Annotated in this window: 20 protein-coding genes; 13 read left to right on the top strand and 7 right to left on the bottom strand. The window is 59.7% G+C overall.

What is annotated here, in order from left to right:
• Positions 1-34 precede the first annotated feature (34 nt).
• The 5 genes from CKW15_RS14530 to accC all read left to right on the top strand — a co-directional run bounded on the left by CKW15_RS14530 (position 35) and on the right by accC (position 6,384).
• Positions 35-1,981: a methyl-accepting chemotaxis protein gene (locus CKW15_RS14530; RefSeq protein ID WP_095152304.1), complete on the top strand. Its 1,947-nt coding sequence runs from the start codon at positions 35-37 to the stop codon at positions 1,979-1,981.
• A gap of 205 nt (positions 1,982-2,186) precedes the next feature.
• Positions 2,187-3,932 (top strand): protein-disulfide reductase DsbD, encoded by a 1,746-nt coding sequence (locus CKW15_RS14525; RefSeq protein ID WP_095056278.1) that lies wholly within the window; start codon positions 2,187-2,189, stop codon positions 3,930-3,932.
• A 131-nt stretch (positions 3,933-4,063) separates the two neighbouring features.
• A complete protein-coding gene (gene aroQ / locus CKW15_RS14520) occupies positions 4,064-4,519 on the top strand; it encodes a type II 3-dehydroquinate dehydratase (RefSeq protein ID WP_007971361.1) in 456 nt (151 codons plus the stop codon).
• Positions 4,520-4,543: 24 nt separating this feature from the next.
• A complete protein-coding gene (gene accB, locus CKW15_RS14515) occupies positions 4,544-5,008 on the top strand; it encodes an acetyl-CoA carboxylase biotin carboxyl carrier protein (protein ID WP_095152303.1) in 465 nt (154 codons plus the stop codon).
• A 17-nt stretch (positions 5,009-5,025) separates the two neighbouring features.
• Positions 5,026-6,384 (top strand): acetyl-CoA carboxylase biotin carboxylase subunit, encoded by a 1,359-nt coding sequence (accC, locus tag CKW15_RS14510; RefSeq protein ID WP_095056280.1) that lies wholly within the window; start codon positions 5,026-5,028, stop codon positions 6,382-6,384.
• Here the strand turns inward: accC and CKW15_RS28085 are convergent.
• On the bottom strand, positions 6,381-6,578 hold the full coding sequence (locus CKW15_RS28085) for a hypothetical protein (protein ID WP_143498439.1): 198 nt from the start codon (positions 6,576-6,578) through the stop codon (positions 6,381-6,383). The two genes, accC and CKW15_RS28085, sit on opposite strands and share 4 nt — an antisense overlap.
• Positions 6,579-6,589: 11 nt before the next feature.
• Between CKW15_RS28085 and prmA the strand changes: the two genes are divergently transcribed.
• From prmA to CKW15_RS14470, 8 genes are all read left to right on the top strand, one after another.
• The gene (gene prmA / locus CKW15_RS14505) at positions 6,590-7,468 is read left to right on the top strand and encodes a 50S ribosomal protein L11 methyltransferase (RefSeq protein WP_095056281.1); all 879 of its coding nucleotides are present in this window, start codon (positions 6,590-6,592) and stop codon (positions 7,466-7,468) included.
• 30 nt (positions 7,469-7,498) lie between these two features.
• On the top strand, positions 7,499-8,725 hold the full coding sequence (locus tag CKW15_RS14500; protein WP_095152302.1) for a DUF3426 domain-containing protein: 1,227 nt from the start codon (positions 7,499-7,501) through the stop codon (positions 8,723-8,725).
• 185 nt (positions 8,726-8,910) lie between these two features.
• The gene (gene dusB, locus CKW15_RS14495) at positions 8,911-9,921 is read left to right on the top strand and encodes a tRNA dihydrouridine synthase DusB (protein ID WP_095056283.1); all 1,011 of its coding nucleotides are present in this window, start codon (positions 8,911-8,913) and stop codon (positions 9,919-9,921) included.
• Entirely contained in the window at positions 9,918-10,238 is a 321-nt protein-coding gene (gene fis, locus CKW15_RS14490) for a DNA-binding transcriptional regulator Fis (RefSeq protein WP_015093301.1), read from the top strand. The genes dusB and fis overlap by 4 nt, the downstream gene beginning before the upstream one ends.
• An 81-nt stretch (positions 10,239-10,319) precedes the next feature.
• The gene (gene purH, locus CKW15_RS14485; RefSeq protein ID WP_095152301.1) at positions 10,320-11,927 is read left to right on the top strand and encodes a bifunctional phosphoribosylaminoimidazolecarboxamide formyltransferase/IMP cyclohydrolase; all 1,608 of its coding nucleotides are present in this window, start codon (positions 10,320-10,322) and stop codon (positions 11,925-11,927) included.
• A gap of 144 nt (positions 11,928-12,071) precedes the next feature.
• Entirely contained in the window at positions 12,072-13,367 is a 1,296-nt protein-coding gene (purD, locus tag CKW15_RS14480; RefSeq protein ID WP_095152300.1) for a phosphoribosylamine--glycine ligase, read from the top strand.
• Between the two features lie 99 nt (positions 13,368-13,466).
• Positions 13,467-16,244: a hybrid sensor histidine kinase/response regulator gene (locus CKW15_RS14475; RefSeq protein ID WP_095152299.1), complete on the top strand. Its 2,778-nt coding sequence runs from the start codon at positions 13,467-13,469 to the stop codon at positions 16,242-16,244.
• A gap of 64 nt (positions 16,245-16,308) precedes the next feature.
• Positions 16,309-16,905 carry a MarC family protein gene (locus CKW15_RS14470; RefSeq protein WP_095056287.1) on the top strand — a complete coding sequence of 199 codons (597 nt, stop codon included), beginning with the start codon at positions 16,309-16,311 and terminating at the stop codon, positions 16,903-16,905.
• Between the two features lie 53 nt (positions 16,906-16,958).
• Here the strand turns inward: CKW15_RS14470 and CKW15_RS14465 are convergent, their stop codons facing one another.
• The 6 genes from CKW15_RS14465 to CKW15_RS14440 form a co-directional block, all read right to left on the bottom strand.
• Positions 16,959-17,750 (bottom strand): hypothetical protein, encoded by a 792-nt coding sequence (locus CKW15_RS14465; RefSeq protein ID WP_095152298.1) that lies wholly within the window; start codon positions 17,748-17,750, stop codon positions 16,959-16,961.
• A 393-nt stretch (positions 17,751-18,143) separates the two neighbouring features.
• Positions 18,144-19,847 carry a precorrin-3B C(17)-methyltransferase gene (gene cobJ, locus CKW15_RS14460; RefSeq protein ID WP_095152297.1) on the bottom strand — a complete coding sequence of 568 codons (1,704 nt, stop codon included), beginning with the start codon at positions 19,845-19,847 and terminating at the stop codon, positions 18,144-18,146.
• Positions 19,847-20,578, bottom strand: a complete 732-nt coding sequence (locus tag CKW15_RS14455; RefSeq protein ID WP_095056511.1) for a precorrin-2 C(20)-methyltransferase — start codon at positions 20,576-20,578, stop codon at positions 19,847-19,849. The genes cobJ and CKW15_RS14455 overlap by 1 nt, the downstream gene beginning before the upstream one ends.
• Entirely contained in the window at positions 20,578-21,204 is a 627-nt protein-coding gene (locus CKW15_RS14450) for a precorrin-8X methylmutase (protein ID WP_095152296.1), read from the bottom strand. The genes CKW15_RS14455 and CKW15_RS14450 overlap by 1 nt, the downstream gene beginning before the upstream one ends.
• Positions 21,197-22,519 carry a precorrin-3B synthase gene (gene cobG, locus CKW15_RS14445; RefSeq protein WP_095152295.1) on the bottom strand — a complete coding sequence of 441 codons (1,323 nt, stop codon included), beginning with the start codon at positions 22,517-22,519 and terminating at the stop codon, positions 21,197-21,199. Before cobG ends, CKW15_RS14450 begins: the two co-directional genes overlap by 8 nt.
• Before the next feature lie 130 nt (positions 22,520-22,649).
• Positions 22,650-23,402 carry a hypothetical protein gene (locus CKW15_RS14440; RefSeq protein WP_095152294.1) on the bottom strand — a complete coding sequence of 251 codons (753 nt, stop codon included), beginning with the start codon at positions 23,400-23,402 and terminating at the stop codon, positions 22,650-22,652.
• Between the last annotated feature and the right edge of the window lie 149 nt (positions 23,403-23,551).

Raw genomic sequence — 23,551 nt, 5'->3', positions numbered from 1 at the left:
GGCCCTTACCATTTCTGCCGTTGGTAGTCCCGTAATGCGCCTGAAGCTGCTGACCAATCTCAATACCCTTCTGTTGGTGGCCGTTTGTGTCGCCCTCGGCGCCACGCTGTGGTGGTCACAAAAAGCCCTTGAGCGTCCATACCTGTTAATGGAGCGCTACCTGGGCCTGTCGCAGACTTTCCAGAATGAAGTCGCGCGTAGCGTTGAGGATTATCTCGGCAGCGGCGATGCCTTGCGCCTGAGCAGCGCCAGCCAGGCCATTGAGGGCGTTCAAAAAGAACTCGATGAGTTGCCGCCGACACTGGCCGAGACCCTGCGTCCGAGCCTGTCGAACCTGAGTGAGTTCAGCAAAACCGACCTGCTGGCGGCCGGCAAGCTCGCCGGCGACCCACAAGCGCTGTTGCTGCAAGCTGAACGGGAGCTCGGCGCCAACCTTGATCAGCTCAACCAATACGCCAGCGGCAACGCGGCCTACCTGGCGCCATTGCTGGCCGCCTCGCAACATCTGGGCAAGTTGTCGCTGGCCCGGGACAAGCTGGTCAGCAGCGGTCGCAGTGAGCTGGCCGCCGATGTCGAACGCGAAGTCGGCAACATTCGCGCTCAAGCGGAAAAGCTGGACGCCCTGCCGTTGCTCGGCGTAACAGCCAGCAGCGAATCGAACACCGATGATTTCGCCTCGATGATGGGTTTGGAGAACACCGAAAAAGCCGCTGCCGAAGATGCCGGCGTCGGACTCAAACGCGAACTCAACAGCCTGCTCACCCGCTACCCGGCCGAACTCGCACGCACTCGTGATCAAATCCAGAAGCGCGCCGACCTCAGCGCGGCAACACACCTGAAAATCGCCGATGTGCAACAGGCTATCGCCGGGCTGGAGCCCGTGGTGCGGGCCCAGCACGGGCAGATCCAGAGCGAAGTGCGATTGATTCAAGGCATCATGATCGGCCTGATCTTGCTGATTGCCCTGCTAATCGACACGCTGCAACGCAAACTCGCCCGGACCCTGACCAACCTCGCCCCGGCCCTGTCGACCTGGGCCGAAGGCGACTTCAGCCGCGACATTCAACTGGGCAACACCAACCGTGAACTGCATGACATCGAAGCGTCGCTCAATCGCCTGCGTGCCTATCTGGTGGACCTGGTGGGGACCATTCGCCGCAACGCCGAACAGGTCGCCGGCAGCAGCCGAACCCTGGCTGACCTCAGTAACGACCTGCACGACGGAGCGGAACATCAGGCCGGTGATACGGCACTGATCCGCGACTCGCTCAGTGAGCTGGAAGCCACCATCCAGCAAGTGGCCGGCGATGCCAGCCAGGCTGCCGACGCCAGTCGTCATGCGGGGCTGGCGGTCGAGCACGGACAGAAAGTCATCGGCCTGAGCCTCACAGGCCTGCATGCGTTGGTGGACGAAGTGCAAGGCAATGCGCAGATGATCGAGCACCTGGCCGAGGAGTCCGCCACGATCGGCGGCGTGTTGACTGTCATTCGCTCGATTGCCGACCAGACCAACCTGCTGGCCCTCAACGCCGCTATCGAAGCCGCTCGTGCCGGGGAAATGGGCCGGGGGTTTGCCGTGGTGGCGGAAGAAGTGCGCTCACTGGCACAACGCACCGCCGGGGCCACGGCCGAGATCCAAACCTTGATCGCCGGCCTGCAAACCGCCGCCCGGCAATCGGTGGAAGGCATGCGCGCCCAGGTCGAACACGCCCAAGCCACCGCCAGCCAGGCTCAGGCGGCTGACGGCGCGCTGGATAAAATCGTCGGGGCGATCCAGACCATTTCCGACACCGCTGTGCGCATCGCCGATGTCACCGCACAACAGAGCGGCGCCGTCAGCGAAATCCGCGATCACAGCGAGCGGATTCACCAGCTGGGTGGGGATAACTTGCTGCGTATCGGCGAGGGGCGTGAGCAAGGGGAAAACCTGCTGGTACTGGGTGGGCGATTGCATACTGCCGTTCAGGCCTTTCGCGTCTGACGTACCTTTGTGACGAGGGGGCTTGCCCCCGTCCGGTTGCGCAGCAACCGAATCCGATGCTTCGCGGTCCGCCAATTGAAATGAAGGGCAGGGTTTGGGTCCGCTTCGCGGTCCAACGGGGGCAAGCCCCCTCGCCACAAAAGCGTGTCTGCATACACTGCGACTGTCCGCTATCATCCCCCCAATTCCGATACGCGAGATTGTCATGCGCCGTTTGCTCTGCCTGCTGCTGTTTGTCTTCGCCTTGCCGGTCGCCGCCACCGGGTTGCTGGAGAGCCGACCCAGTTCCACTCTGGGTTCGATCAACAACAGCGCAGACTTTTTGCCGGTACGCGAAGCCTTTCAGTTGAGTCTGGTCGACAGCACGCCGCAATCGATCAAGCTGCGTTTTGTCGCCACCGAGGGTTACTACCTCTATCGCCATCGATTTCAATTTCGTGCCGATCCGGCCGACGCCCTGCTCGGCACGGCACGCCTGCCCGACGGGCAAAAAAAACACGATGAGTACTTCGGCGATGTCGAGGTCTATCACGGCATTCTCGACGTCGAGCTACCGCGCACGGACTCACGCGCTTTCACCCTGGCCGTGACGTATCAAGGCTGCGCCGACAAAGGCCTGTGCTACCCGCCCGAAACCGAGCGCCTGAGCATCAGTGACAGTAGCGCCGCAGCGACGCCCTACAACTGGAGCTGGCGAGAACTGGCGCTGTTCTTCCTCGCCGGCCTGGGCCTGACCTTCACGCCCTGCGTGCTGCCGATGCTGCCGATCCTGTCGGGTGTTGTCTTGCGCGGTCAGGTGGGCGGCTTGCGCGGGTTCAATCTTTCGCTGGCGTACGTGCTGCCAATGGCTGCCTGTTTCGCCCTGCTCGGTGCGTTGATGGGGATGTTCGGCGCGCAGCTGAATCTTCAGGCACGCCTTCAATCCGTCTGGGTGCTGGTGCCCTTCGCGATGTTTTTTGCCGTGTTTGCCCTGGCGATGTTCGGCGTATTTGAACTCAAGCTGCCGCAGGCCATCAGCAGTCGCCTGGACCGTATCGCCGGTCGTACCGAGGGCGGCTCCCTGTGGGGCGCAGCGGTGCTGGGCGTGGTTTCCAGCCTGCTGGTTTCGCCCTGCGTTTCGGCGCCATTGGCCGGGGCCTTGCTGTACATCAGCGCCAGCGGCGATGCTTTGGGTGGCGGATTGAAACTGTTCATGCTCGGCCTCGGCATGGGCACCCCGCTGCTGCTGGTGGCTACAGGCGGCGCGGCGTGGCTACCGAAAAGCGGGCCATGGCTGATCTATGTGAAGAATGCGATTGGCGTGTTGTTGCTGGGGCTGGCGATCGGCCTCCTCAGCCGTGTCCTGCCCGGCCAAATTACCTTGCTGCTGATCGGCTTGCTGGCCGGTGGCGTCGGATTGTTCTTGGGAGCGCTGGAGTTCGTCTACAAACCGCCGAGAAAACGCCTGGGCCAGTTGCTCGGGATGTTTTTGCTGTTTTATGCCCTGGCTTGCTGGTACGGCGCGTTCAGTGGCCAGACCGACCCGTTCAACCCGATTGGCCAGCCGCGTCTCGTCGAGGCAGCCGGTCAAGCGCCAAGCATCAGCGCCTGGCAAACCGTCAGCACCCCGGCCGACCTGGACCGTGTGCTCGCCGAGGCACGATCCTCCGGCACCCCGTTGCTGCTCGACTGGTACGCCGACTGGTGCATCAGCTGCAAAGTCATCGAACATGAAGTGCTCAAAGACCCGATCGTCGTCGAACGTCTCAAGGGCTATCGTCTGATCCGCTTCGACATCACCGCCAGCAACGCCGAGCAACGCGCCCTGCTCGACCGCTATCAACTGTTCGGGCCACCGGCACTGATGTTTTTCGGCAAGGATGGCGTCGAACGCGCCGATGTTCGGGTGATCGGCGAGATCAGCGCCAAAGACTTCGCTGAACGTGTTGTGAAGGCGAATGACCAGATTTAACCAAGCAGTCATATATTTTGCGCAAACATCGGGCAACGTGCTGGCTATTGCAGAGAACTGGACAGTCACAAACCCTTTGCGGCATAGTCGCCGGGTTCTGACAATTGCACGCTGATAACAAGGAACAGCCGATGGCGACGCTACTCGTACTGCACGGACCCAACCTGAATTTGCTCGGCACCCGCGAACCGGGCACCTATGGCGCCACGACACTGGCGCAGATCAACCAGGACCTGGAACGCCGTGCCCGCGAAGCCGGTCACCATTTGCTGCACCTGCAAAGCAATGCCGAGTACGAATTGATCGACCGCATCCACGCCGCGCGCAGCGAAGGCGTGGACTTCATTTTGATCAATCCGGCAGCTTTTACGCATACAAGTGTCGCTTTACGTGACGCGCTGCTGGCAGTGAGCATCCCATTCATCGAAGTGCATTTGTCTAACGTGCACAAACGCGAACCTTTTCGCCATCACTCTTACTTCTCCGACGTAGCGGTGGGAGTGATCTGCGGCCTTGGCGCCAGCGGTTACCGACTGGCCCTGGAGGCCGCCCTGGAACAGCTTGAACAACAAGTTAACCGCCCCTGACCGACCCTTGGGAGTTGATGATTCATGGATATCCGTAAAGTTAAGAAACTGATCGAATTGCTGGAAGAGTCCGGCATCGACGAGCTCGAGATCAAGGAAGGCGAAGAGTCCGTACGCATCAGCCGTCATAGCAAGACCCCGGCTCAGCAGTACTACGCGCCAGCTCCAATGCATGCTCCGGCCCCTGCGCCTGTCGCTGCCGCCGCTCCGGCTGCCGCTGCCGCACCAGCTGCTCCGGCCGCTCCAGTGCTGAACGGCACCGTTGCCCGTTCGCCGATGGTCGGTACGTTCTATCGCAAATCTTCGCCAAGCTCGCCGTCCTTCGTTGAAGTCGGCCAGACCGTGAAGAAAGGCGACACCCTGTGCATCGTTGAAGCCATGAAGATGATGAACCACATCGAAGCTGAAACCAGCGGTGTGATCGAATCCATCCTCGTTGAAGACGGCCAGCCGGTTGAGTACGACCAACCGCTGTTCACCATCGTTTGAACCGCGGAGAGCCTTTGATGACTGCGAAGTTGGAAAAAGTTCTGATCGCCAACCGCGGTGAGATCGCCCTGCGGATCCTGCGCGCCTGCAAAGAGATGGGCATCAAGACCGTCGCCGTTTACTCCAAGGCTGACAAGGAACTGATGCACCTGGGCCTGGCAGACGAATCCGTCTGCATCGGTCCGGCATCGGCCGCCCACTCTTACCTGCACATTCCGGCAATCATCGCCGCGGCTGAAGTGACTGGCGCCACCGCCATTCACCCGGGCTACGGCTTCCTTGCGGAAAACGCCGACTTCGCCGAGCAGGTCGAGAACTCAGGCTTCGCGTTCATTGGCCCGAAAGCCGACACCATTCGCCTGATGGGCGACAAGGTATCGGCCAAGCACGCCATGATCGCCGCCGGCGTTCCAACCGTTCCGGGTTCCGACGGCCCGCTGCCGGAAGACGAAGAAACCGCTCTGCGCATTGGTCGCGAAGTGGGTTATCCGGTGATCATCAAGGCCGCTGGCGGCGGCGGTGGTCGCGGCATGCGCGTTGTGCACAAGGAAGAAGACCTGATTTCCTCGGCACAACTGACCCGCTCTGAAGCAGGCGCGGCGTTCGGCAACCCGATGGTCTACCTGGAAAAATTCCTGACCAACCCACGTCACGTGGAAGTTCAGGTTCTCTCCGACGGCCAGGGCCACGCCATCCACCTGGGTGACCGCGATTGCTCGCTGCAACGTCGCCACCAGAAAGTCCTCGAAGAAGCGCCGGCACCGGGCATCGACGAGCAGGCTCGCCAGGAAGTCTTCGCCCGCTGCGTCAAGGCGTGCATCGACATCGGTTACCGTGGCGCCGGTACTTTCGAGTTCCTGTACGAGAACGGTCGCTTCTACTTCATCGAGATGAACACTCGTGTCCAGGTAGAGCACCCGGTTTCGGAAATGGTCACCGGTATCGACATCGTCAAGGAGATGCTCAGCATCGCCGCCGGCAACAAGCTGTCGTTCACCCAGGATGACGTGGTCATCCGCGGTCACTCGCTGGAATGCCGGATCAACGCCGAAGACCCGAAAACCTTCATGCCAAGCCCTGGCACGGTCAAGCATTTCCACGCTCCAGGCGGCAACGGCGTTCGCGTCGATTCCCACCTGTACAGTGGCTATGCCGTTCCGCCGAACTACGATTCGTTGATCGGCAAGCTGATCACCTACGGCGCAACCCGTGACGAAGCCATGGCGCGCATGCGCAATGCGCTGGACGAGATCGTGGTAGACGGGATCAAGACCAACATCCCGCTGCACCGCGACCTGACCCGCGACGAAGGCTTCTGCAAAGGGGGCGTGAACATTCACTACCTCGAGCACAAGCTGGCTGGCGAGAAGCACTAAGCTTCGACCCTATCGACAAAGCCGCCTTCGGGCGGCTTTGTTGTTTGCGGAAAAAGAAAGATCAAAAGATCGCAGCCTGCGGCAGCTCCTACCCTGCGATCTTTTGATTTTTCTCCATGGTCGTCATCGACGTCGCGCTCGCGTAAACTTGCGCGCTTCTCGCAGCCCGCTAGGCTGCAATCAATATTTTTCAAAGGTGCCCGCCATGCCTTGGCTGCAAGTCCGTCTCGCCATCAGCCCAGAACAAGCCGAAACCTACGAAGACGCTTTCCTTGAAGTGGGCGCCGTGTCGGTGACCTTCATGGATGCCGAGGATCAACCGATCTTCGAACCGGAACTCAACACCACCCCGCTGTGGTCCCACACGCACCTGCTGGCGCTGTTCGAAGGCGGCACCGAGCCAGGCCCGGTATTGGCCCATCTTGAGCTGCTGACCGGCAGCCCGCTGCCCGAGCACCACAGCGAAGTGATCGAAGACCAGGACTGGGAACGCAGCTGGATGGACGGTTTCCAGCCGATGCAATTCGGCCAGCGCCTGTGGATCGTGCCGAGCTGGCACGCCGCACCGGAACCCGATGCAGTGAACCTGCTGCTAGACCCGGGCCTCGCATTCGGCACCGGCACCCACCCGACCACCGCACTGTGCCTGGAATGGCTCGACGGCCAGGACCTGAAAGACTGCAACGTGCTGGACTTTGGCTGCGGCTCGGGGATTCTGGCGATTGCCGCCCTGCTGCTGGGCGCCAAGGAAGCCGTGGGCACCGACATCGACGTGCAGGCGCTGGAAGCTTCCCGCGACAATGCCGGGCGCAACAACATCGCCGAACACCTGTTCCCGCTGTACCTGCCGGAAGATCTGCCGCAGGTTCAGGCCGACGTGCTGGTGGCCAACATTCTCGCCGGCCCGCTGGTGTCCCTGGCGCCACAGTTGACCCGCCTGGTGAAATCAGGCGGCCGCCTGGCGCTGTCGGGCATCCTCGCCGAGCAAGGCGATGACGTCGCTGCCGCCTACGCGAAGGACTTCGATCTGGACCCGATCGCCAATCGCGACGGCTGGGTGCGCATCACTGGTCGTCGGCGCTAGAATGACCGCCTGCCTATACCGGATCGCCGCATGACCGACAGTTTCGTCACCCAGTGCCCGCATTGCCAAACCAGCTTCCGCGTCAGCCATGCTCAGTTGAGCGTGGCGCGGGGCGTGGTTCGTTGCGGCTCGTGCCTGCAGGTGTTCAATGCCGCCAAGCAACTGCTTGAGCAGGCCGGCAAGGAGGCGCCAATCCCACCGGCAGCCGAAACGCCGCAAGAGCCCCGCGCCATCAGCCAAAAGCAATGGAGCGCGACCGCGCTGGATCTGGACAGCCTGGATCTCGACGAAGAGCTTGCCCGGCTTGAACAGCGGGAAATCCAGCCCGCCACCGAACTTGGTCGCCATCGCGACGACTCGCTGAGTGCCCGTCGCGATTCCGTCGAACAGGACGATGAGCCGTGGTCCGACAGTCTGTTCAGCGAGTCGGCCGCCGATCGCGCAAAAACCGAGCCCCCGTTCGACAGTTTCGAGACACCCGAGCCGACGATTGAATCGGACAAAGGCTCGCGCACCGAACCTTCCCTGTCTCTGGAGCCGGTGGAGCTGGACGACGAATCGCAGCCGCCACAACTGCGACTGCACGATCCGCTCGACACACCGCTCAACCATGAACGCCTGTCGGCAGCCGACGAGCACGAGATCGACGATGAACTGCCGCCGGTCGAACCGCTGCGCCAGCGACGCGAACGCAGCGAACCCGGCGTGCGCGCTGAAGTACTGCAGGACCTGACCGACGATCCGCTGCAACTGGACTGGCAAAAGCGCCGCTCTCCCTGGGGCCGCCGCCTGTTCTGGTTGTTGTTGACCCTGCTCGCCGCTGGCGCCCTCGTCGGCCAGTACATCGCCTACGACTTCGACAACCTGGCGCGACAAGACCAATACCGTCCATGGTTCCAGCAACTGTGCCCGCAAATCGGTTGCGACGTTCCGTCCAGGGTCGACATCGCGAAAATCAAAAGCAGCAACCTGGTTGTGCGCAGCCATCCGGAGTTCAACGGCGCGCTGGTGGTCGATGCCATCATCTATAATCGCGCCCCTTTCTCCCAACCCTTCCCACTGCTGGAACTGCGCTTTGCAGACCTCAACGGCCACCTGATCGCCAGTCGACGCTTCAAACCCGGCGAGTACCTCAACGGCGATCTCGAAGGCATGGTGGAAATGCCACCACAAACGCCTATCCACATCGCACTGGACATTCTCGATCCAGGCGCCAAAGCGGTGAACTACAGCCTGAGCTTTCACTCGCCGGAGTGAAAAGCTTCCCCGCGCCGGGATTGACGTCGACTTTCTGACTGCCTCCCACCGAACCAAACCGCTGGTAATAACAGAATAACTGTTCAGATTTTGTTCAATTCAGCCTTTATCCAGTCATCGAGAGCGGGTATCATGCCAACCCTTTTTCGAACTCTCATGATCCGGCCCCACAACAGGGAAGTCCTATGTCGGCGGTACGCATCGGTCCATACACATTACAAAACAGCTTGATTCTCGCCCCGATGGCGGGCGTCACTGACCAACCCTTTCGTCAGCTCTGCAAGCGCTTGGGTGCAGGGCTAGTCGTCTCGGAAATGGTCACCAGCGACATGAGTTTGTGGAATACCCGCAAATCGCGCATGCGCATGATCCACGAAGGTGATCCCGAGCCACGCTCGGTACAGATCGCCGGTGGTGACGCACAGATGCTGGCGGACGCGGCCCGGGCCAACGTCGAACTGGGCGCACAGATTATTGACATCAACATGGGCTGTCCGGCGAAGAAGGTCTGCAACAAGGCTGCCGGTTCCGCGCTGTTGAAGGATGAAGCCTTGGTTACCGAGATCCTGCAGGCCGTCGTGGCTGCGGTTGATGTGCCGGTGACCCTGAAGATCCGGACCGGATGGGACCGGGACAACAAGAACGGCCTGACGGTGGCGAAGATCGCTGAACAGGCAGGCATTACGGCACTGGCGGTGCATGGCCGCACCCGAGCCGACCTGTACACCGGTGAAGCCGAGTACGACACGATTGCCGCGATCAAGCAGGCCGTGTCGATACCGGTTTTCGCCAACGGCGATATCGATTCGCCGGAGAAAGCCCGGTACGTGCTCGATGCGACCGGTGTTGACGGCCTGTTGATTGGCCGGGCGGCCCAGGGGCGGCCGTGGATTTTTCGTGAGATCGATCATTTCCTGCGTACCGGCGAGAAACTCCCGGCGCTGGAGCTGATCGAGGTGGAACGCATTCTGCTAGAGCATCTGGCTGCCCTGCACGTCTTCTATGGCGATGTCATGGGCGTCCGTATCGCTCGAAAGCATGTGGGCTGGTATCTCGCAACCTTGCCGGGCGCCAGGGAATTTCGCGCCCACTTCAATCGTTTGGATGGTACGGAAACACAATGCGCCAACGTTCGGGAGTTTTTTGCCGAGCGTTACAAGAGCCTGACAGGGGACGGAGAAGGGGTGGCCGCATGACGATGATGACCGAGACTTTAGTGAGTGGAACAACACCCGTGAGCGACAACGTGAATTTGAAACAGCACCTCAATACGCCGAGCGAAGAAGGTCAGACCCTTCGCGGGAGTGTCGAGAAGGCGCTGCACAATTATTTCGCCCACCTTGAGGGCGCTGCCGTCACGGATGTGTACAACCTGGTGCTCTCCGAAGTCGAGGCCCCCCTGCTCGAGTGCGTGATGAACTACGTCAAGGGCAACCAGACCAAGGCCAGCGAGATGCTCGGACTGAACCGGGGCACGCTGCGCAAGAAACTCAAGCAGTACGATTTGCTGTAAGCATTCAATCAAACCAGAAAGGCGCCCGCGTAAAACCGGTCGCCTTTTTTGCTGACTCCTTTGCTTTTGATGGAAATTGAAATGACCGACCAGACTACCCGCCTGCCGATCCGCCGCGCCTTGATCAGTGTTTCCGACAAGACCGGGATCCTCGAATTCGCCAAAGAGCTTGAAGCCCTGGGCGTCGAGATTCTCTCCACCGGCGGAACGTTCAAGCTGCTGCAGGACAACGGCGTTGCCGCAGTGGAAGTCGCGGATTACACCGGTTTCGCGGAAATGATGGACGGCCGGGTGAAAACCCTGCACCCGAAAATCCACGGCGGCATCCTCGGTCGTCGCGGCATCGACGACGCCATCATGAACGAGCACGGCATCAAGCCGATCGATCTGGTCGCGGTCAACCTGTACCCGTTCGAAGCCACCATCAACAAGCCTGACTGCGACCTGCCGACCGCTATCGAGAACATCGACATCGGCGGCCCGACCATGGTCCGTTCGGCAGCAAAAAACCATAAAGACGTGGCCATCGTGGTCAATGCCGGCGACTACGCCAGCGTCCTGGAAGGCCTCAAGGCCGGCGGCCTGACCTACGCTCAGCGTTTCGACCTGATGCTCAAGGCATTCGAACACACCGCGGCCTACGACGGCATGATCGCCAACTACATGGGCACCGTGAATCAGGCTGCCGAGACACTCTCGACCTCCGGTCGCAGCGAGTTCCCACGCACCTTCAACAGCCAGTTCATCAAGGCTCAGGAAATGCGCTACGGCGAGAACCCGCACCAGAGCGCGGCGTTCTACGTGGAAGCCAAGCCTGCCGAAGTCGGCATCGCCACCGCGACCCAACTGCAAGGCAAAGAGCTGTCGTACAACAACGTGGCTGACACCGATGCCGCGCTGGAATGCGTGAAGAGCTTCGTCAAGCCAGCCTGCGTGATCGTCAAGCACGCCAACCCGTGCGGCGTGGCGGTGAGCCCGGACGCCGAAGGCGGCATCCGTCAGGCTTACGAACTGGCCTACGCCACCGATACCGAATCGGCTTTCGGCGGCATCATCGCCTTCAACCGCGAACTCGATGCCGAGACCGCCAAGGCCATCGTCGAGCGTCAGTTCGTCGAAGTGATCATCGCCCCGAGCGTCAGCGAAGAGGCCCGCGCCATCGTTGCCGCCAAAGCCAACGTGCGCCTGCTGGCCTGCGGCGAGTGGGCGGCTGATCGCGCCGCTGCCTGGGATTACAAACGCGTCAACGGTGGCCTGCTGGTGCAGAGCCGCGACATCGGCATGATCGGCGCCGACGACCTGAAAGTGGTGACCAAGCGCGCCCCGAGCGAACAGGAAATCAATGACCTGATCTTCGCCTGGAAAGTCGCCAAGTACGTGAAGTCCAACGCCATCGTCTACGCCAAGAACCGCCAGACCATCGGTGTCGGCGCTGGCCAGATGAGCCGCGTGAACTCCGCACGCATTGCTGCCATCAAGGCAGAGCATGCTGGCCTGCAGGTTCAAGGTGCGGTCATGGCATCCGACGCATTCTTCCCGTTCCGCGACGGCATCGACAACGCGGCCAAGGTCGGTATCACTGCGGTGATCCAGCCAGGCGGCTCGATGCGTGACAACGAAGTGATTGCTGCTGCCGACGAAGCCGGCATCGCCATGGTGCTCACCGGCATGCGTCACTTCCGTCACTGATAACACACCCACTGTAGGAGCCGGCTTGCTGGCGATAGCGGTCTGGCAGGTAAACAGCGATGACCCGATCGCCAGCAAGCCGGCTCCTACAGTCAGCATCCAGCAGGATGCATCCCCGAATTAGCGTCATCCGAGGTTTTTGAAATGAATGTTTTGATCATTGGCAGCGGTGGCCGTGAACACGCACTGGCCTGGAAAGTGGCTCAGGATCCTCGCGTGCAGAAAGTGTTCGTGGCACCGGGTAACGCCGGCACCGCCATCGAAGCCAAGTGCGAGAACGTCGCCATCGACGTGCTGGCCCTGGAGCAACTGGCAGACTTCGCCGAGAAAAACGTTTCCCTGACCATCGTTGGCCCTGAAGTGCCATTGGTTGCCGGCGTTGTAGACCTGTTCCGCAGCCGTGGCCTGGACTGCTTCGGTCCGACCGCTGGCGCTGCGCAGCTGGAAGGTTCGAAAGCGTTCACCAAGGACTTCCTGGCGCGCCACAAGATCCCGACTGCCGACTACCAGAACTTCACCGAGATCGAGCCTGCCCTGGCTTATCTGCGTGAAAAAGGTGCGCCGATCGTAATCAAGGCCGACGGCCTGGCCGCCGGTAAAGGCGTGATCGTCGCCATGACCCTGACTGAAGCCGAAGACGCGGTACGCGACATGTTGGCAGGCAATGCCTTTGGCGAAGCCGGTTCGCGCGTCGTCATCGAAGAGTTCCTGGACGGCGAAGAAGCCAGCTTCATCGTCATGGTCGATGGCAAGAACGTCTTGCCGATGGCCACCAGCCAGGACCACAAACGCGTTGGCGACGGCGATACTGGCCCGAACACTGGCGGCATGGGTGCTTACTCCCCTGCCCCGGTCGTCACCGCCGACGTGCACAAGCGCGTCATGGACCTGGTGATCTGGCCGACCGTGCGCGGCATGGCCGAGGAAGGTAACGTCTACACTGGCTTCCTGTATGCAGGCCTGATGATTGACAAGGCTGGTAACCCAAAAGTTATCGAATTTAACTGCCGTTTCGGCGACCCTGAGACCCAACCGGTCATGCTGCGTTTGCAGTCGAGCCTGGTGCTGCTGGTCGAAGCGGCCCTGGCGCAGGCGCTGGACAAGGTCGAAGCGCAATGGGATCCACGCCCGAGCGTCGGTATCGTATTGGCCGCAGGCGGCTATCCTGGTGACTACGCCAAAGGCGTGGCTATCAACGGCCTGGACGCTGCGGCAGCATTGGAAGGCAAAGTTTTCCACGCTGGTACGGCGCTCAAGGACGGTCAGGTTGTAACGGCCGGTGGTCGGGTGCTTTGCGCCACTGCCATGGGCGTCAGCGTCGACGCTGCCCAACAGCAGGCTTACAAGCTGGCGGCCAGCATTGATTGGGAAGGCTGTTTCTATCGCAAGGACATTGGCTACCGCGCCATTGCCCGCGAGCGTGGCGAAAATCAGGAATAAGGTCAACACCGCGCCAGGCAACGGACTCGATTCCTTGCCTGGCTATTCCGGCGCCGCGCATCGTTATATTCTGGCATTAACCTAAGAAGGGATTTCGCCGTGCGCTGGCTCAGGATTGCCATAAGTTTAACCGTCACGCTGCTGACCTTGCTCTGCATGCTACCGGCCCAGGCCGAGCAAGGCAGTGGCTGGGCAGTATTGCTCGACGAACAGGGCGACCTGCAACTCAGCGACATCCGCTCTGCCCGCTACACCAATCAATTCAGCCCCATCGAACTCGACCGCCTCACGGCAGCCGAGCCCGATGGCGCCTTATGGCTGCGATTCAGACTCTCGCCCGGCAAGCATGAACAATTGCTGCGGGTGTTCGCTCCCGATCTGCGCCAACTCGACCTGTATGTGCTGGACGGCGACAAGCTGGTCGATCAAGCCAACACGGGCAACGAACAGCCCCAGGCGGCGCGGCCACTGCCCAGCAGTGATTTCATGTTGCCGCTACCCCAAAGCGACAAGCCACTCGACGTCTACCTGCGGCTTAACTCCGACCATCAGTTGAGGCCCTACGTCACCCTGCAAGCGGCCGTCATGACCGCCGCCAATCAGGGCCAGACGCTGATCTACGGACTGCTGTTCGGCTGCATCACGATGCTGATCCTGCACAACCTCCTGCGCTATACCTACACCCGTTCTCGCAGCAGCCTCTGGGTAGCGGCATGCGAGGGCTTGCTGATGCTCAGCCTGCTGTTGTTTCTGAACATCGCCGGGGCCTGGCTGCCGGACTGGCGTGCACTGCAAACGCCAGGAGCGTACCTGGCGTTGCTGCTGACAGCGCCTTGCGGCCTGATGCTGACTAACCGGTTCTTCGCTCCTCTGGGTCCGCACCCCCTGAACAAGCTGATCATGGGAGAAGTGCTGCTCATCTCCTCCTGTGGCCTGATGTTGTTGTTCGTCAACACCTTGCCACTGAACTTCATCACCTACGGCTTGGTGGCCCTGGCGGGGCTGACCATGTTGTTCATCAGCGCCTATCACTGGCAAAAAAACTATCGCCCGGCACGCTTTTTCGTGGCGGCGATGGTTGTGTTCAACCTTGGGACGCTGATTATTCTCCCAGCCCTGTTGGGGTTGACCCTGATCGAGCCCCACGGGTTGATCACTATCTTGCTGGCACTCATCTGCCTCAGTGGTTTGCTGATGAGCATTGCCCTGAGTGAGCGACAGCGCAGCATCACCGAAAGCCGTTTCAGCATCAGTCGCGATCTGGCCGCCAGCAATGCCGAGATCAATGCCAAGGCGGAGTTCCTGGCGAAAATCAGCCATGAAATCCGCACGCCGATGAACGGCGTACTGGGCATGACCGAGCTGCTGCTGGGCACGCCGCTCTCGGTCAAGCAGCGCGACTATGTGCAGACCATCCACAGTGCCGGCAACGAACTGCTGACATTGATCAACGAAATTCTCGACATTTCCAAGCTCGAATCCGGGCAGATCGAACTCGATGATGTGCAGTTCGATCTCAACGCGCTGATCGAAGATTGCCTGAGTATCTTCCGTGCCAAGGCCGAACAGCAGAACGTCGAGCTGATCAGCTTTATTCAGCCGCAGGTCCCACGGGTCATCAGCGGAGACCCGACGCGTCTGCGCCAGACCCTCCTGAGCCTGCTTGAAAACGCCCTGAAGAAAACCGACGAAGGCGAAATCCTGATCGTCGTCGCTCTCGATGAGCGCACCGCCAAACCGCGCCTGCGCATCGCCGTACAGGACAGCGGCGAACCCATGAACGCCGAAGAGCGCGATGCGCTGATGCACGCCGAACTGCACAGCAGGCACTTCCTCTCGGCCACGCATCTGGGCGGCAACCTGGGGCTGGTGATCGCTCGCCAACTGATTCGCCTGATGCAAGGGGAATTCGGCATCAAGAGCGGCACCAATCAAGGCAGCACGCTATGGCTGACCTTGCCGCTGGACCCCGACCGCCTCGAACACCCGACCTCCGACCTCGATGGCCCGCTGCAAGGCGCACGCGTGCTGGTGGTGGATGACAACGACACCTGTCGCAAGGTGCTGGTGCAACAGTGCACGGCCTGGGGGCTGAACGTCAGCGCCGCGCCTTCCGGCAAGGAAGCGCTGGCGCTGTTGCGCACCAAGGCACACCTGCGCGATTACTTCGATGTGGTCCTGCTCGACCAGAACATGCCCGGCATGACTGGCATGCAACTGGCGGCCAAGATCAAGGAAGACCCAAGCCTGAACCACGACATCCTGTTGATCATGCTGACCGGCATCAGCAATGCGCCCAGCAAGATCATCGCCCGCAACTCGGGGATCAAACGCATCCTCGCCAAACCGGTCGCCGGGTACACGCTTAAAACGACCCTCGCCGACGAGTTGACGCAGCGCAACAAGGGTCTCGCCTTCACTCAGCTACCGCAAAACGTCCCTACCCTGCCGGTCAAGGTTCCGAGTGATTTCCGTATTCTGGTCGCGGAAGACAACAGCATTTCGACCAAGGTCATCCGCGGCATGCTGGGCAAGCTCAACCTGCAACCGGACACTGCCAGCAATGGCGAAGAAGCCTTGCAGGCGATGAAAGCCCAACGTTACGACCTCGTCCTGATGGACTGCGAAATGCCGATCCTCGATGGCTTCTCCGCCACCCAGCAATTGCGCGCATGGGAAGTTGGCAACCAACGGACTCGTACTCCGGTGGTGGCATTGACCGCCCACATTCTCGCTGAGCATAAAGAGCGTGCACGCCAGGCCGGCATGGATGGGCACATGGCCAAACCGGTCGAGCTTTCGCAATTGCGCGAATTGATCGAACACTGGGTCACCCAACGTGATCAGCTAAATCGGGCGGCGACACCCACGTCCTGAGCCGACAGACCCCGCAGCGCCTGATAGACTCCCCCTCGACTTCCCTCGCCAGTGAGCTTGCACCATGCTCCATGTGTTGTTCAGTGTTTACCTGAAGATGCTGGTGCTCTACAGCCCCTTCTTCGTGTTGTCCTGCTTCATCAGCCTGACTCGCGGTTATTCACGCAAGGAACAGCGCCGCCTGGCCTGGAAAGTGGCCCTCGCCACACTGATCTCCAGCGTGTTGCTGTACTTGTTCGGACGGGTGATTTTCAGCGTCTTCGGCATTACTGTGGACGCATTCCGCATTGGTGCCGGTAGCGTGCTGTTCATCTCGGCACTGGCCATGGCGCAAGGCAAGTCAGCGGTACAGACCGACAACGTGCAGCAGGACGTGACCATCGTCCCGCTGACCATTCCCCTGACGGTTGGGCCCGGCACCATCGGCGCCTTGCTGGTGATGGGCGTGGGCCAGCCGCACTGGGACGACAAGCTCACGGCCATCGTGGGTATTGCGTTAGCCAGCTTCACCGTAGGAGTGGTGCTGTATCTGTCCGGCCGCATCGAACGCATTCTCGGCGACCAGGGCTTGCAGATTGTCAGCCGGTTGATGGGGTTGTTTGTGTGTGCGTTGGCGGCGCAGATTATTTTCACCGGGGTGAAGGGGTATCTGGTGCCTTAGGGATAGCCGCGACGTAAAGCCAGAGGTAAATGCCTCTGGCAACCGAGTTGTACTTAAGTCGGCGAATACTCGTAAAAAAGAGCCTCTCGGAGCTCGTCAAGAAACTTGATGGTCTCAGCCTCTTTCCTCAGATCCTCTTCGTGAATAGTGAAATACGCTTTACCTTGATAAATATCCAGATCGGAGCTATTCCATTCCACGAACAGCACTCTAGTGTGCTGCATCGATGGAATGCAACTCACCGTACCCACGACCATCGACACTTCCGCATCGTCATCTTGCTTGCAAACAGAAACGCCGAAGTTAATACCATCGGCATCTGCAGTATTCCTCTCGAATAAATTTACCGCATCGGGTTGTTTCTTGAGTGCATCAATGGTTTTGTCCGCCACGACTTTAAGCGCATTAGCGGCGGTGCCAGCCAGCCCACCGGCTGCCGAATGAACAATGTCCAGAGCTACATTGTCCATCGTCAATTTAGCGCTGCTCGACTTGTAGCGAGTTAAAGCTGCATGATAATTGGTCCACCCAAGGGCGAACATCAGATTTTTGAAAGCCTCGTAACGGGCGGCCCTCTGCGTTTTACTCGGGAACAGGATCTTTGCAGAGATCGAAGCATACGCGTAGGTATTTTTTACAATACGTTTGTTACGCCTGCTCATCCCCTCCAAAAAACCAACAATGCCATCGCCCATGATTGCGGCGTTCAGTTCATCCCGATCAATCGGCAGCTGCATTGCCATACGCATCCGACTCTTCGGACCGGCCAGCGCCAACTTCATCCTACATTGCTCAAGGCATTGATCTAAGTATGCGTGAGCTTCTGCATCATTCATCTTGTTCATTTAAAATTCCTTTTTTATTTAATACTGACGATAACTTCAATAAATCACCCAACAAAACCTATCGCAACCACCAAGTAACTTCAAGGCCTTAAAAAGCAACTAAAAAATACCACTGAAACGGCATTAAATAATTTTTGAAAAAAAGCACGCAAATGAACATACAAAATCACACACAACAACTCACGCTTCACGCAAAGGCAAAGGCAAAGGCAAAGGCAAAGGCAAAGGCAAAGGCAAACACTCCGACTCAATACATAATTAGGCAAGTCAATATCTGCTGCACATGCCAGCATTAACCTACATTCTCTGACGCATTGGTCAAGAGAACAAAAAAGCCACAGCAGCACGAATAAATACTCAGCTGCCGTGGCTTTTTTGTCGAAGGTCAAGACTTCAAGAGGCGGGTTTTTCTCCGTACCAGCGTGGCGTGTATACCCAACTACCGCCACCTGCACGCGTAAATGCACTAGTAGTGGATGAGCCCACCAGGACCATGGTGCGCATATCCACCTGGTCTGGAGTCAACTGGCCAAGTGTTGTCACTCGCAGCGTCTGACCCGGACGACCAATATCTCGCCCCAGCACTATCGGGGTTTCAGGGGAGCGATGTCCGGCGACAATTTCCAATGCCCGACCCAATTGCCATGGTCGAGAGCGCGAGATCGGGTTGTAAAAGGCCAGCGCCAGATCGGCTTGAGCCGCCAGGTCCAGGCGCTTCTCGATAATGGCCCAGGGTTTGAGGTTATCCGACAGCGACAGCACACAGAAATCATGCCCCAGCGGCGCACCGGCCTGGGCAGCCGTCGCCAGCGAGGCGGAAACCCCGGGCAGAATCTCGAGATCGACATTGTGCCAATGGACATCAGTGGATTCGTGCAACGCCTCCAGCACCGCCGCGGCCATGGCGAAAACGCCCGGGTCACCCGAGGACACCACCACGACAGAGCGCCCCTGAGCGGCGAGTTCGAAGGCGTGACGGGCGCGCTGCATCTCTTCGCGGTTGTCAGTGCAGTGCAGCACCTGATCCGCGCGAAACGGCCCGGCCATGCGTACGTAAGTCTCGTAACCCAGCACATCATTGGCGCGAGCCAGCTCCGACTTGACCGCTGGCACCATCAGTTCGGCGGCGCCCGGCCCCAGACCAATCACCGCCAAGCGTCCGCGAGGGCGACCGATCAGCAACGGATCCAGTGGGTTATCGGCAACAGCGATGGCAATCGCGTCATCGCCAAGAATGGAAACAGGCTGGCCGACAGCGTTGCGCGCCAGTTCACCCATATCGGTTTCAGCCTTGGCAAACCGCAAGGGCACACCCAGTTCACGCGCAGTTTCTCGCAGCGCCGGGTGGGTCATTTCGGTATCGGGGGCCAACAGGCAAGCCAGCGATTGCACGGCAATTGCGGCCTGATGCAAAACCTGGCGAATGGCGTTCGACAGATCTGAAACCGCACCACTGACCGCCACCACGACGCTACGTGGATAGATCAGCAGTTCGTTAGCCTGCGGCGTCCGTTCGGCATGGCCGACATGTAGCGCCAGTCGCGCCTGAGCATCCTCAGGCAATTGCGCTTGGGCCAGCCACGGTGCAGAACCTTCGATGCGCACCGTTTCACCGGCCAGCAGGTCGGAAACAAAACGCTTACCCAATTCCAGATCGCCAAGGACATAGCCGCTGGGCGGGTTGAGCAGACACGTTCCGAAACGCAACTCACCGCTGGTGGTGATCGCCGCCGAAACGTCCAGTGCGGCGGCAATCTCACGCGCCATCACATTCACCCCGCCGAGACCGCCCAACAGCGGAACTACGGCGCTGCCATCTTCGGCCACCGCCAGTACTGGAGGCTCGGCACCTTTTTCCAGCAACAGCGGCGCCAGCGTGCGGATCACAATCCCGGCAGCGCACAGAGCAATGATCGGCGTACCTTGTTGATACAACTCGCGCAAGGTCGAACCGAATTCACGATAGACATGATCAGCACCGTCCACCCGTTCGGCCAATCCGTGGATCAGGGCGTCGGGGTAGACCTGTTGAATCCTGCGCGCGGTGGCGAGGCTGCCATTGCCGAGAATGACAATCGCCGGAACTGGACGGGTCATCAGCCTTGCCACCTTTCGCCGGGAACGATGATCAACGAGAAGTACGGCGAAGACATCGGCTCGACCTGATCCAGCGGCACGATCTTCTGATTGGCCATGGTCGCGCGCTCGACGTACAACGCACGTTCGGCAAGGCCGAGTTCTTCCAGCACCTGGCGCACCTTGGGAAAGTTACGTCCCAACTTCATGATCACCGCCGCATCGGCATCGGCCAGGCGACGCTTGAGCTCATCGTGCGGCAGCACACCGGAAAGCACCGACAAACTCTGATTGCGATACACCAGCGGCGCGCCGAGCACCGATGCGCCACCCAGCATCGAACACACACCCGGCACCACTTCCGCTTGATAACGCTCGGCGAGGCGGTCGTGCAGGTACATGTAGGAACCGTAGAAGAACGGATCACCTTCGCAGATCACCGCCACATCGCGACCGGCATCCAGATGCGCGGCCACCGCCTGGGCGGCCTCATCGTAGAAATCACTGATGACTTGCTCATAGGACAGCGGTGCCGGCAGCACTTCGGTAGTCACCGGATAAACCAGCGGCAGCAGATTCTGCGCGTCTTGCAGATGCGCTTCGATGATGCCGAAAGCGTTGCCCTTCTTGCCCTTGGCCACGAAGTACGCCACCACCGGCGATTCGCGCAGCAGGCGCAAGGCCTTGACGGTAATCAGTTCCGGATCACCAGGGCCCACGCCAAGGCCGATCAAACGTCCAGGTTGCTGCATCATTCGATCTCCGTGGCGAGGGCATTGACAGCGGCGGCGGCCATGGCGCTTCCGCCCAGGCGACCTTGCATGATGACAAACGGCACGCCACGGCTGTCCGCCGCCAGCGCTGCCTTGGATTCGGCGGCACCGACGAAACCTACCGGGAAGCCGAGGATCAGCGCCGGTTTCGGTGCGCCGGCATCGAGCATTTCCAACAGATAGAACAGCGCGGTCGGCGCGTTGCCGATCACCACCACACTGCCTTCCATATGCGGCCGCCACAGTTCCAGCGCGGCGGCGGAGCGAGTGTTGCCCAGCTCGCGGGCTAGCTCGGGAACGCTTTCATCGCGCAGGGTGCAGATCACTGGATTGTTCGCCGGCAAGCGCGCACGGGTCACACCTTCGGAAACCATCCGCGCATCACAGAGGATCGGCGCACCAGCAGCCAGCGCATCACGCCCGGCCTTACCCGCGCCTTCGGAAAACTGCAAACCGTCGATGGCCTCGACCATGCCGCACGCGTGAATCACACGGACCGCGAGTTTCTCCAGATCGGCCGGGATGCGGTCGAGGTTGGCCTCGGCGCGAATGATCGCGAAGGAGTTGCGATAGATCTCCTGACCGTCGCGGATGTAATCAAGCATCAAGGGGGCTCCGTGAGCGGGCGTCGAGCAGGGCTGCGACCGCTTCAATAGTCAGGTTGTGTGCGTGCAGCGTGCCGAAACCCGGTTGCGCTGCATCGCGAAAATAGAGGTCATAATGACCGGCGGAAACGGCCAGCAGGGTGACTGGCGCAGTGTGTGCGGCGGCACAGGATCGCGAGCAACCGCTCAGGTGCACATTCAGTACCTGCCCCTGTCCTTGCAGCAGCGCAGCCAATTGCAAGGCATCACCCTTGGTATCGGCTAGACCTTTGCCGCAGCCCGTCGAACCGGTACAAGCGATCAACCGTGACAATGCTTGATCAGCGTCACATAACAGGCCCAACGCGCGCAGGCGACGCATGACTTCAGCGGCGTCCTCATCGCGAATATTCGGCAGCAACAAGCTTTGCCAGGGTGTGAACCGCAATGTTGCATCGCCGTAATCCTGTGCCAATTGAGCTACGCCACGCAGCATGGTGCCATCGAGCCGCCCCAGCGGCGGCACAGCGCCAACATGGACATAACCGGATTGCGCCTGCGGATTCGCGCCAATGTGCAGGACGTTTGGTTTCGATGATCGCTGCCAATCTGCAATAGGGCTGAAGGGCACGCGCTCGGCCAGTCGACCGAGGAACACCGCGGTCGAAACATTGGCCAGCAAGTGGCGCATGCGCGTTTGGTCGGGGCCCGCCAGTTCCAGGAACAGCTCAAGCACTGCGACCATCAGGCCGTGTCCGTCATCCAACCCGACAGTACCGGCCGGCAATTCGGTGGGACATCCCGCAAGCCCGAATGCCAACCGCAGTTCACCATCACAATGGACAGCCGACAACCACAGATCATGGGCGTGTTCGAGCATCGCCAAAGTTTCGCCGCCGTCGAGTTGCACGGCGAATTTAGCGCTGAGCTCGTGAAAGCGCTCATGTTCCTGGAGTGTCGCAAGGATTTGCTGAGCCAGGTTTCGCGTATCGAACAGCATCTGCGAATCAATGCCCGCACTCGGACTCAACATAAGGTTGCGCACATCGTCGCCCGCCGCCTTCGATGGGCCGAGGCCCGCCGTGATCAGACCTTCGATCAATGCAGCTTCGTCCTTGCCAATGCCTCGAATCTGCACATTTGCCCTGTTGGTGGCCTCGATCACCGAACTGGCATAACGCTGCGCACCATCGGCAATGGCGTTCGCCTGCATCGCGCTCAACACACCTCCGGTGAGTTTTATGCGGCAGATACCACCGTCTCTGGCCTGCACAATTCGCAGTAACCCCGGACAAGCCGAGGGGCGTAATGCGCGGGGAAGAGGAAGGTTGTTCAAAGGGCTACCAGATCAAAAAATGAAAGCGCCTCCAACCGGAAGCGCGCCATATTATGCCTGCATTGGCGCGCGTCATCATAAGACCGCGTGTCGTAAAGGGTCCGCCCCTCAAACCGACATACAGTCGCTCTCACCGACGTTCCGCGTAAAACTCGAAAATCGCATCGGCAATCAGGTCGAGCCGGTGATTCAACTCCTGACGGACCTCTTCAAACCTGGCTCTGTTCAGAGTTAACGGCACAGCACGATGCGTGAGCGTCACATCGCCCACGCGCCAATCCCAAAACAGAAACTCCTCACGCTGGACCTTTGCCCTTAACGAGTAATCATTCAACCCCACCACCAACCGCCCCCCGCTGTCATATTCAGCCGGGGCAATCGCAAACTCCCTGCCGTAGCGACTTTCTTTAGACAATGAAACAAGGGCAGACGAATTAACCATAAGAGCCTCAAACATATCGCTTGTGATTTTCGCCATTCGACTATTAACACCCGCAATCATGTTCAAATAAGCCGAACTCAGCCGACCAGAAAAGCTACTGTAACTTTCCTCAACAACGTTTTTATCTTCATATTCCCAGCCCATTCCCCACAGCGTAATTGCAAAAGCTGAAAACCAGCCTTGGGAATCCGTTTCACGATCACGGGTCTGACTCGCATACCACTGCGCATAGCGTACGGAAGCGTTGACGTCGCGTTTGTCCTGACGTGACAGGCCTCGCGCCGTGGCAATCAAATTGCCGCCCAACAACGACCCGGCAGCCCCTTGCTGATCGAGTGAGGAAAACCCTTGAGCAGACCGTTTTTTGACAGGCACGAAATCTCGTTCAAAGTTTTCGGGATAAGCCAACAAGTCCAGGAGTTCCTTTTCCGAACAATGCATCTTTAAATCCTTTTAAAGTTAATGATTGAACATCCAGCCTATACAACTTCACAACCCCCAACCATCGTGCGGAGTGGCAAACTTAAAACATTCCATTACTCGCCTTTGCCTTCGACGCGTATCATGTGCCGCTTTATACAGATGAAATG

The sequence above is a fragment of the Pseudomonas sp. Irchel s3b5 genome (assembly GCF_900187435.1).
Classification (GTDB): domain Bacteria; phylum Pseudomonadota; class Gammaproteobacteria; order Pseudomonadales; family Pseudomonadaceae; genus Aquipseudomonas.
This window is presented reverse-complemented; position numbering and strand designations above follow the sequence as displayed.

What these genes read in the sequence shown, in the direction of transcription:
- CKW15_RS14440 (WP_095152294.1), bottom strand. Translation starts at nt 23,402, where the DNA reads ATGCATTGTTCGGAAAAGGAACTCCTGGACTTGTTGGCTTATCCCGAA.
- accB (WP_095152303.1), top strand. Translation starts at nt 4,544, where the DNA reads ATGGATATCCGTAAAGTTAAGAAACTGATCGAATTGCTGGAAGAGTCC.
- CKW15_RS14470 (WP_095056287.1), top strand. Translation starts at nt 16,309, where the DNA reads ATGCTCCATGTGTTGTTCAGTGTTTACCTGAAGATGCTGGTGCTCTAC.
- CKW15_RS14530 (WP_095152304.1), top strand. Translation starts at nt 35, where the DNA reads ATGCGCCTGAAGCTGCTGACCAATCTCAATACCCTTCTGTTGGTGGCC.
- purH (WP_095152301.1), top strand. Translation starts at nt 10,320, where the DNA reads ATGACCGACCAGACTACCCGCCTGCCGATCCGCCGCGCCTTGATCAGT.
- CKW15_RS14525 (WP_095056278.1), top strand. Translation starts at nt 2,187, where the DNA reads ATGCGCCGTTTGCTCTGCCTGCTGCTGTTTGTCTTCGCCTTGCCGGTC.
- cobJ (WP_095152297.1), bottom strand. Translation starts at nt 19,847, where the DNA reads ATGACCCGTCCAGTTCCGGCGATTGTCATTCTCGGCAATGGCAGCCTC.
- CKW15_RS14455 (WP_095056511.1), bottom strand. Translation starts at nt 20,578, where the DNA reads ATGCAGCAACCTGGACGTTTGATCGGCCTTGGCGTGGGCCCTGGTGAT.
- purD (WP_095152300.1), top strand. Translation starts at nt 12,072, where the DNA reads ATGAATGTTTTGATCATTGGCAGCGGTGGCCGTGAACACGCACTGGCC.
- fis (WP_015093301.1), top strand. Translation starts at nt 9,918, where the DNA reads ATGACGATGATGACCGAGACTTTAGTGAGTGGAACAACACCCGTGAGC.
- CKW15_RS14450 (WP_095152296.1), bottom strand. Translation starts at nt 21,204, where the DNA reads ATGCTTGATTACATCCGCGACGGTCAGGAGATCTATCGCAACTCCTTC.
- aroQ (WP_007971361.1), top strand. Translation starts at nt 4,064, where the DNA reads ATGGCGACGCTACTCGTACTGCACGGACCCAACCTGAATTTGCTCGGC.
- CKW15_RS14465 (WP_095152298.1), bottom strand. Translation starts at nt 17,750, where the DNA reads ATGAACAAGATGAATGATGCAGAAGCTCACGCATACTTAGATCAATGC.
- prmA (WP_095056281.1), top strand. Translation starts at nt 6,590, where the DNA reads ATGCCTTGGCTGCAAGTCCGTCTCGCCATCAGCCCAGAACAAGCCGAA.
- CKW15_RS14500 (WP_095152302.1), top strand. Translation starts at nt 7,499, where the DNA reads ATGACCGACAGTTTCGTCACCCAGTGCCCGCATTGCCAAACCAGCTTC.
- dusB (WP_095056283.1), top strand. Translation starts at nt 8,911, where the DNA reads ATGTCGGCGGTACGCATCGGTCCATACACATTACAAAACAGCTTGATT.
- accC (WP_095056280.1), top strand. Translation starts at nt 5,026, where the DNA reads ATGACTGCGAAGTTGGAAAAAGTTCTGATCGCCAACCGCGGTGAGATC.